We start from the raw sequence: 9,042 nt of genomic DNA on the forward strand, positions 1-9,042 counted from the left end.
GGGAACTGGGCGCCGAAGCCGTACGGGAACAGCGGTGCCTTGCCGTCGCCGACGTTGATCGGCTGCTGCGAGGCGCTCTGCATCCACGTGAACGGCAGCGTGCCGGTCGGCTTGTAGTCGCCGAACAGGACGTCCGCGACGCCGTTGCCCTCGGTGCCCGGCAGCCAGGCGGCGACCAGCGAGTGCCACTGCGGCAGCTGGGCCGCGATGTCCAGCGGGCGGCCGGAGACGAGCACCACCACGACCGGGACACCGGTGGCGCGCAACGTGTTCAGCGTCGCGATGTCCTCGGCGTCAAGACCCAGGCTTCCGGGCCGGTCGCCTGCGCCCTCGGTGTACGGGGTCTCGCCGACGACGGCGATCGCGGCCTGGTAGGTGCCGTCGATGCCGGTGCCGTTGCGGTTGTACGTCACCGTGGTCGAGGTAGACACGGCCGAGCGGATGCCTTGCAGCACAGTGGTTCCCGGCGTCACCGCGCCGCTGCCGCCCTGCCAGGAGATCGTCCAGCCACCGCTCTGGTAGCCGATGTTGTCCGCGCTCTTGCCCGCCACGAAGATCTTCGACGCGGTCTTGGGCAGCGGCAGCACGCCGTTCTGGTTCTTCAGCAGCACCTGCGACTTGCGCACGGCCTCACGAGCCAGTGCGCGGTGCGCGGCGTTGCCGACGGTCGGCGTGTAGGTGCGGTCGGTCAGCGGCTTCTCGAACAGGCCGAGCTCGAACTTCTTGGTGAGGATGCGGCGGTTGGCGTCGTCGATGCGCGACATCGGCACGCGGCCCGCCTGCACCTCCTGCTTGAGGTAGGTGATGAACTGACGCCACGCGGTCGGCACCATGATCATGTCGAGGCCCGCGTTGATCGAGTCGCGCACCTCCGCGGCGGTGAAGCCAGCCTGGCCGTCGATCTGGTCGATCGCGTTCCAGTCCGACACGACGAGGCCGCTGAAGCCGAGCTCGTTCTTCAGCACGTCGGTGATCAGGTACTTGTGGCCGTGCAGCTTCACGCCGTTCCAGCTGCTGTAGGTGATCATCACCGAACCGACGCCCTTGGCGATGGCCTCGCGGAACGGCGGCAGGTGCGTCGCGCGCAGCTCGGCCTCGCTGACCTGCGTGTTGCCCTGGTCGGTGCCGTTGGTGGTGCCGCCGTCGCCGATGTAGTGCTTGGCCGTGGCGAGCACCGAGCCGGAGTCCGACAGCTTCGAGCCCTGCAGGCCGGTGATCATCGTCGTCATCGACGTGGCGTCCTGGGGCGTCTCACCGAACGACTCGTAGGTGCGGCCCCAGCGGTCGTTGCGCGCGACGCACAGGCACGGCGCGAAGTCCCAGTCGATGCCGGTGCCCGACACCTCCTCGGCCGTGGCGCGCCCGATCCGCTGCGCCAGCGCCGGGTCGCGCGTCGCGCCCAGGCCGATGTTGTGCGGGAAGATCGTGGCGCCGACGACGTTGTTGTGGCCGTGCACGGCGTCCACGCCGTAGATCATGGGAATGCCCAGCGGCGTGGCGATCGCCGCGCGCTGGAAGTTGTCGTACATGTTGGCCCACGACGTGGCGTTGTTCGGCGACGGCGCGGAACCGCCACCGGACAGCAGCGACCCGATCCGGAAGTTCGTCAGGTCGGCGTTGCTGACCGCGTTGCGCTCGGCCTGCGTCATCTGCCCGACCTTCTCGTCGAGCGACATGCGGCCGAGCAGGTCGGCGACCCGCGCCGGAATCGGCTGCGTCGGGTCCTTGTAGATCGGGTCGGCCGCGGCGGCCGTACCGGTGGGGATGACGGCGGCACTGATCAGTAGTGCGGCCGCGAGGAGCTTTCTCACAGGGCAGACCTCCGGGGGACGAGGTCCTGTTTACCTTGCGGCACAACAGGGTTCGCCGAGCGTAACCTGCGTTCACAAAGTGGTATAGACCATCGGGGAACCGGAACGAGGACCGGTTCCCCTGCCCGTCCCTAACGGCACCAGGACTGCACGGTCTCCGCGAAGTCGGGGAACTCGGCCCGCGCCGCGGCCAGCACCTCGGCGGGCGTGCGCGGCTCGATCCCGGAGTACTTCTCCGCGACGGCACGCAGTTCGGCGTGCGGCACACCGGTGTCCGACCCGAACTCGACGGCTTCGTGCGGTCCCACGCCGCCCGCGAGCAACCACAGGAACTCGCCCAGGCTCGTCGCCACGGGCCCGACCTCGCCCTCCGACCCGAAGAACATCACCGGCTGAGCGGTCAGCGGCCCCTCCCGCACCAGCCACAGCACGGCCAGCCCGCCGGTGCCGTCCTGCCCGAACGGCCGGAACGCGTCGCCGTCCAGTTCCTTGTTGCCGGTCCACGACCTGATCCAGTCGGTCGTCTCCTCGGCGGAGTCGAACTCCTGGTAGGGCTCGTAGTCCATGTTGCCGGGCGAGGGCTCGTCGGCCTTCTCGTCGTACTCCCAGGGGAAGTCGATGCCGCTCAGCGCGGCCAGTGCGGCGGGGAAGTCCCGGTCGTCAGTGATCTCCACGCGCGCACGCTACTTCAACAGATCGCCCGCGAACGGCGTCTTGGGACGAGGAGAGGAGTCCGACATGCCGATGCCCAGATGGTGGGGCCACATCAACAAACGCGTGTTCAACCCGCGCGCGATCAAGAGCGGCAAGTGGGCGGTGCTCACGCATGTGGGCCGCAGCTCGGGAATGCCCTACCGCACCCCGATGGAGGCGCACCCGGTCGACGGCGGCTACCTGGTCGTCCTGGTCTACGGATCGAACTCGGACTGGGTCCGCAACGTCATGGCGGCCGGCCGTGCGCGGCTGACGGTCGACGGCGAGGAGCTCGAACTGACCGCGCCACGGGTGGTCGGTGAGGCGGAGGCGTTCGCGGCACTCGCCGATGAGGTGAAACGGCCACCCAAGGCACTGCGCATCAAGGAGTACCTCCGGATGGACCTCGCCGCGCGCTAGTCCGGCTGCTCGGTGGCGAGCTTCCCCAGCGCGTGCCTGTTGGTCAGCCCCGTCTTGGTCAGCAGGCTCGACACGTGCTTCTCCACGGTCCGCCGCGACAGGTGCAACTGCGCCGCGATCTCGTTGTTGGCCAGCCGCACCCCGAGCAGCCGCAGCACCTCGTACTCGCGCACGGTCACCCCGGCCAGCCGCAGCTCGTCCGGCACCTCGTCGACCCCGGACCGGCGCTGCGTCACCCGCACGCCCATCAGGCGCAGCTGGGCGCGGCAGGCTCCGGCCACGGCGGCGATGCCGGCGTCGTGGAAGTGGTGTTCTGCGCTGCGCAGCCAGGTCTCCGGGTCGCCCCAGCCGTCGCGGACCGCGGCCTCGGCCACCAGGCGCAGGCCCAGGTGGCGGGCCATCGGGTAGGGGTGGCCTACGTCGCCGCTCTCCTGGACCTGGGCCAGTGCAGCGTCCTTGTCACCTTCGGCTCCTGCCAGGACGGCGGAGGCCAGCAGTGCGAAGTGGTGGTCCCAGCGGAGGCCGGCGGCGGGATCGGCTACGACGGAGTCGTACTCGGCGCGGGTCAGGTCGCCGTCCACGGCCCTGAGCAACAGGGAGAGGCCCAGGCGGCCGGTCAGGTGGTAGGTGGTCGGGGTGGTGCGTTCGGCGGCCAGAGCCAGAGCGAGGTCGGCTCGCGCCCTCGGTCTGTCCTCTTCGAGGAGCGAGCAGAACGTTGCCGCCAGGCCGTGCAGTCGGGCGGTGTGTTGTTCGCCGCCCGGTTCGGACAGCACCGACCAGGCCTCGGTCAACGTCGTCCGGTCGCCGCGGTGGCCGGCCAGGACGGCTCGCAGGACCGCCATGAACTGGCTGATCTCCTGCAGGCCCAGGCGTTTCGCGGCGGAAGAGACGTCGTCGACGACAAGGGAGGCCGCCGCGAAGTCGGCGCGTAGGACCAGTTGCAGGCCGATGTTGACCTCGGACTGGTAGCGGGCGATCACCGCGCCGATCCGGGACGCCAGGTCGCGGGCCTGTTCGAGGCGGCCGAGGTCGCCAGAGCGCAGGGCGTCGTCCAGGCCCAGCCTCACCAGAGCGTGGATCTCCCAGATGGGCAGGTCGTGCGCGATGGCGAAGGCGCGGCTGCGTTCCAGGTACGCCGTGGCGCGGGCCGGGTCGCGGCGGCGGGTCAGGGCCCCGAGGAGTTGCCACGCCTGGCAGGCGACGACGGGGAGCGGGACGCGTTCGGCCACGGTCGCGGCACGCAGCGCGGTCTCCTCTGCGCGTTCGAGGCTGCCCGGCTCGGAGCGGTCCAGTTCCAGGTGCGCGGCCACGACGTCCACGGGCGCGCACTCCTCAGGTGGGGCGTCGCCCAGCAACGCCCTCGCGATCTCCACCTGGGCCAGGCCGTCGGACGTGCGGCCGGCCAGGTTCGCCGCCCACGCGAGCTGCGTGTGCAGGCGGGCGCGGTGCGGGCGGTCGAGGCCCGAGCTGTCGAAGCTCATGGCCAGCGCGCGGTCGACCTGGCCGGCCTCGGTGAGTGCCAGGAGTTGGGCTTCGAGCGCCTCGAAGCGCTGGACGGGGTCCTCGACGAGCTCGAGCGAGCGTTCCAGCAACGTGACGGCCGACTGCGCGGCGCCCTGGGCCAGTGCTCGCCGTCCGGCCTCCGCGTAGAGCGCACCGGCGGCGGCGGTCTGGCCGGCCGCCTCACGGAGAGTCGCGCAGAGGTGGCACCAGTCGCCGGGCACGCCGGGGTAGCGCTTCTCGACGGCGTCGGCCGCACGCCGGGCCAGGGACGCCTGGACGTCCTCGGGGATCAGGGTCAGCACCGCGTCGGCGACCAGCGCGTGCGTGAAGAGGTACCAGTCGGGGGTGTGGTCGTCGGGGCCGATGAGGTGCGCCACGGGTTCGCTCTGCAGGTGGCGCAGCAACGTCCGGTAGTCGAGACCGGTGACCTCGCGGACGACGGTGAGCGGGAACCTGAGCCCGATCACGGCCGCGACCGACACGAACTCGCGCGCCTGGTCGTTCAGCCGGCCGAACCGGCCCGCCACGCTGTGCACCAACGCGGACGGCGGCACACCGGCCTCGCCCATGCTCCAGACGTCCCCGGTCCGCACGAGGTGTCCGTCCGAGACGATCTCGTCGAGCAGTTCCTCCACGAACAGCGGCAGCCCGCCGCTGCCCGCCCACAGCAGATCCAGTGCGGGCGCGGGCAAAGCACCCTCCAGGCACGCGCCCGCGAGCACGGAAACCTGCTCGTGCTTGAAACGCCGGAGCTCGATGAGCGTGGCGGAGTCGCGTTTGCTGGTGGCGCGGGCGAACTCCAGCGCCGCGCTGTCGTCGTCGCGCATGGTCGCGAGCAGCAACGTCGGCTGGTGCGAGATGTTGTCGATGACGTATTCGAGCACTGCCAACGTATCGGGGTCGGCGTACTGCAGATCGTCGATGACGACGGCACATCCGCCCTCACGGCCCACGAGTTCGGTCAGCCGCAGCACGCCCTCGGCGAGCACGATCAGCGAGCTGCTCGACGCGTCGTCAGACGCAGAACCCCAGTCGGGGTTGAGCCGGGCGAGTGCCGGACGGTAGGGGCCCAGCTCGTCGATGTCGACGGTGGTGCCCAGGCGCTGCAGCGACAGCAACGCCTCGCTCAGACAGCGGAACGGGATCGTGCGGCTCATGGCGCTGCCCCGGCCGCGCATGATGCTCATTCCGCTCTGGTAGGCGAGGTCGGTCGCGGCGGTGGCGAGCCGGGACTTGCCGATCCCGGCTTCACCGGTCAGGAATACGACCTGACCCCTCCCCGCAGCGACTTTCGCCAACGTCGTCCTGATCAGTCCCAGCTCATGGTCTCGACCGACGACGACTGGTGCACGTAATGCCACTCGCACATGAGATCACGACCTGCCACGAAACGGTGACATACGGTCAGAAATCGGGCGTCAGTTTTCCGGACGGCAACACGTGGAACCGTTCCCACCGCCGTTGACGGACACGACCGAGTCGAGCACGACGTCGGCGCTGGTCGGCGCCGCGGCGCTCGGACCTGCGGCGATGACGCCTGCGGAGAGGACGACGCCCGTCAGCGCGGCGATCCGCAGGCCGATCTTCCTGGTGGTGGCCCGAGCCGAGGCGGACTGGTCGTGGGTCTCCGAGAGTCTCATTGCTTCTCCTGTTGGTGAGTAACGGTTTCTTGCACGACCCCGGTGAACGGGGAAGATCAGTTGCCCGGCTCGAAGCGCAGGACCGACGGCGTCCGCTCCGGGAATCCCAGGCGCAGCAGGCCGATCCCGAGTCCGGCGAGTCCGGTGAGGAGTCCGGGGGTGGGCACGCGGTCCGGGGTGACGCAGCGGGGACCGTCGCGGCGCAACGTCGCCAGCACTTCGCCCGTACGGCGGTGCCGGGTCGCGGCGGACCAGCCGCCGACCGACACGTCCGCATGGCCGAGTTCCCCGTGGCACAAGGACAAGTCGTCGTCCGTCCATTTGGAAGCATCGTGCTGGCACCACCGGTCGGGTCCGGCCGGTCCGTCCGGGTACCGCTCGGCCAGCTCACGTGCGTCGGAGCAGCCGATTTCCGCGTCCAGCGCCCGCATCGCCGCCGCCAGGCCGTGTTCCGGTTCGAACTCCGCCGCGGCACTTGCCAGCCGAACGGTCGTGCGGGCCCAGCGAGCGACCTCGTCGTCGTCCAGCAGCGTGGCGATTCTGGCGAGCCCGTAACCGATTCCGGCGAACCCGGTCAGGCCGCCGGAACCGACCGCGGCGATGAGGTCGTCGTTGCCCCTGAGCCCGGCCAGCAGGTCCGGCACCGTCGCGAGTGCACGGCGGGCGACGTCGGTGTAGCGGCAGACCTCGCTGATCCGGCCGAGCTGGGCCAGGAACAGCGCCACTCCCGTGTAGCCGTGCGCGAGTCCGGCGCCCATCGGCAGCACCAGCCACCGCGTGTCGCCCACGGGTTCGAGACCGATCCAGTTGATCCGCTCGGTGCCGTAGCTGGTCGTGACGATCCGGTCGGCGATCGTGCAGGCCGCCGACAGCACCTCGTCCGTGCCGACGGCGTGCTGCCGCACCTTGCCCGGCCCTGCTCCGGTGACCGCGACGCGGCGGGTGGCCAGTGACGCGGCGATCACCCATTCCTGGTCGTCGCGGTCGAACTCGTCGAACGCGGACAGGCACGCGAGCGCGTCCTCCAGCCCGGACGTGGCGAGCACGCCGGCAAGCTTTCCCTTGGCGGACACCAGGTCGTGGCCGTCCGCGCGGGTCGTGAACAGCGGGACGTCGCCCGTGTCGAGCTCGGCCGCCTCGAGTTCGGCCAGGCCGGGCAGGAAGTCCGTGGCGCAGGCCGTGGTGAACGCGGCGAGCCGGACGTCGGCGTCGCGCAGGAACTCCGGTGCGCGGGCGGCGGCGAGGAGACCGGCGTACTGGGCCGTCGGCCGGGGCACGATCCGCACCGGCACCGAGGCGCACCCGGCGAGCAGGGCGGCGAACTCCGCGCTGTGCAAGGAGATCGCGTCGTAGGTCTGCCGGAACCCGGACAGCACGGCGTCCGCGTGGTCGGCGGCCTCGACGGGCCGGCCCTGCCACGTCGGGCGGTTCGCGGCGCCGATCACGAACTCCGGCCTGAGCACGGCGCGCATCCGGTCGGTGCCGGCGTCGAGCCATTCCGTTGTGGCGCTGGAGGTCTCCTGGCCGGCGTCGCCGCCGACGCCGGAGATGTCGACGAGCCCGTGCCGTCCGGCTACGGCGGGCAGCAGACCGGTGCGCGCGACCGAACGGCCGAGCGCGACGACTGCGGGATCGGGCCGTTCGCCGGGAAGCTGGGCCTGGAAGAGGGTCTCCACGTCGATCAGCAACGGCTGGTCGGCGCGGGTGATCACGTTCTGGTGGTGCATGTCCGTGGCGCGCAGCAGGTGCAGCACCGCGAGCAGGCCGCCGAGCCGCAGGAAGTACGTCGTGGCGTCGTCGCGGGGCAGCGGGGCCGGCTCGACGTGCTCGGTCCAGCCGTAACCGTCACCCGGCACCGCCCTGACGGTCGCGAGACCGAGGTCGACCAGGTCGTTCACCAGCTCGACCACGTGCGCCAGCGCGAGGTGGGCGTCGACGCCGCGCGGCTTGTAGACCAGCCGCTGCCCGTCCGCGAGTTCCAGGACCGTCGTCGCCCGTCCGCCCCGGTGCCGATCTCCGCCGGGACGGGCGGCGACGAGCGCGGACTTCGTGTCGAGCAGCGTGCCGGTCAGACGGTCCTGGTCGGCCGCGTAGCGCGTGGCGAGCTCGGTGACGACCTCGACCGCGGTGTCGCGTTCGCCGTCCAGCTCCCGGACGAGCACCGGGTAGTGCTCGACGTGGGCACGGGTGAGGAAGTCCTGGAACCGCTCGTGCTCGTCCGCGCCCTTGAGGCCGTCGGCCTGCCCCAGCTCGTGCACGAGAACCGGCGCCGCGAGGCGGGTGAGCCGGCTGGTGAGGAGCTGAGCGCACGAGGCGACCAGTGCGGACGGGTCGACGGCGGTCTCGGGCAGTGCGGCGAGTGCGGCGTGCAGACGGGCGCTCGCCGCGGCCACCCAAGGCTCCACGACGTGCGCGAACACGTCCGTGGGAGCGGGTGTGACGCGGCAGGCGATCTCCATGAGACGAAGCGTGCCAGGGCACTACCGGCGGGTCATGGGTGTAGAACACCACCATTGGCCCGCCGCTGCGCATGGGCCATTACGCATGCTCACCCATGCCGCTCGCGAATCGCTTGAGCGCATGTCGGTCGCAACCCTCCCCGCGGTGCCGCCGAGCTGCGGTTTCCGAATGGTGGTGGCCGCCACGGATGAGGTTTTCGCTGGTGGAGGGCAGATTTTGGGCCAGGCCGCAACGGGGCCTGAAACACCGAGAACCACTACACGGAGGTGCTTTCCGATGGAGAAGATCGTCGACGCGACCGACCTGCTGACCATGGGCTTCGAGGACGACGCGCTGCTGATGGAGGACAACTCCCTCTGCACGCTCTGCTCCTGGACCTCGAGCCAGAACTGACCGGATCTCCGGTAATGCGGTGGGGGGGCCGCCGGGGGCCCCCCCCCCCACCCCCCACCCGCCGGGGGGGGTGGAGCGGCCCACCCCGGGCCCCCCCCCCCCCCCCCGCCCGCCCCCCCCCC

5 protein-coding genes and 1 pseudogene are annotated in these 9,042 nt (G+C 71.0%); 1 reads left to right on the top strand and 5 read right to left on the bottom strand.

Features of this window, described 5'->3' with window-relative positions; genetic code table 11:
- Nucleotides 1–2: 2 nt before the first annotated feature.
- Both ACH413_RS43790 and ACH413_RS43795 read right to left on the bottom strand, forming a co-directional pair.
- Nucleotides 3–1,811: pseudogene (locus ACH413_RS43790) on the bottom strand (glycoside hydrolase family 3 protein); the annotation flags it as partial.
- 131 nt (nt 1,812–1,942) lie between these two features.
- Nucleotides 1,943–2,485 (bottom strand): SMI1/KNR4 family protein, encoded by a 543-nt coding sequence (locus tag ACH413_RS43795; protein WP_360039084.1) that lies wholly within the window; start codon nt 2,483–2,485, stop codon nt 1,943–1,945.
- A 64-nt stretch (nt 2,486–2,549) separates the two neighbouring features.
- On the opposite strand from ACH413_RS43795, the gene ACH413_RS43800 reads away from it, so the two are divergent.
- Nucleotides 2,550–2,924, top strand: a complete 375-nt coding sequence (locus ACH413_RS43800) for a nitroreductase family deazaflavin-dependent oxidoreductase (protein ID WP_360039082.1) — start codon at nt 2,550–2,552, stop codon at nt 2,922–2,924.
- Here ACH413_RS43800 and ACH413_RS43805 read toward each other — a convergent pair.
- The 3 genes from ACH413_RS43805 to ACH413_RS43815 are packed head-to-tail and all read right to left on the bottom strand — an operon-like array spanning nt 2,921 to nt 8,526.
- Nucleotides 2,921–5,794, bottom strand: coding sequence for an ATP-binding protein (locus tag ACH413_RS43805; RefSeq protein ID WP_396425953.1), 2,874 nt, complete (start codon nt 5,792–5,794; stop codon nt 2,921–2,923). The two genes, ACH413_RS43800 and ACH413_RS43805, sit on opposite strands and share 4 nt — an antisense overlap.
- A 51-nt stretch (nt 5,795–5,845) precedes the next feature.
- Nucleotides 5,846–6,067 (bottom strand): hypothetical protein, encoded by a 222-nt coding sequence (locus tag ACH413_RS43810; protein WP_360039076.1) that lies wholly within the window; start codon nt 6,065–6,067, stop codon nt 5,846–5,848.
- Between the two features lie 56 nt (nt 6,068–6,123).
- Nucleotides 6,124–8,526, bottom strand: a complete 2,403-nt coding sequence (locus ACH413_RS43815; RefSeq protein ID WP_360039073.1) for a type 2 lanthipeptide synthetase LanM family protein — start codon at nt 8,524–8,526, stop codon at nt 6,124–6,126.
- Between the last annotated feature and the right edge of the window lie 516 nt (nt 8,527–9,042).

The organism is Lentzea sp. NPDC020367 (genome assembly GCF_044387305.1).
Lineage (GTDB): Bacteria > Actinomycetota > Actinomycetes > Mycobacteriales > Pseudonocardiaceae > Lentzea.

Coding starts and splice junctions, on each gene's coding strand:
- ACH413_RS43800 (WP_360039082.1), top strand. CDS start 2,550: ATGCCGATGCCCAGATGGTGGGGCCACATCAACAAACGCGTGTTCAAC.
- ACH413_RS43810 (WP_360039076.1), bottom strand. CDS start 6,067: ATGAGACTCTCGGAGACCCACGACCAGTCCGCCTCGGCTCGGGCCACC.
- ACH413_RS43815 (WP_360039073.1), bottom strand. CDS start 8,526: ATGGAGATCGCCTGCCGCGTCACACCCGCTCCCACGGACGTGTTCGCG.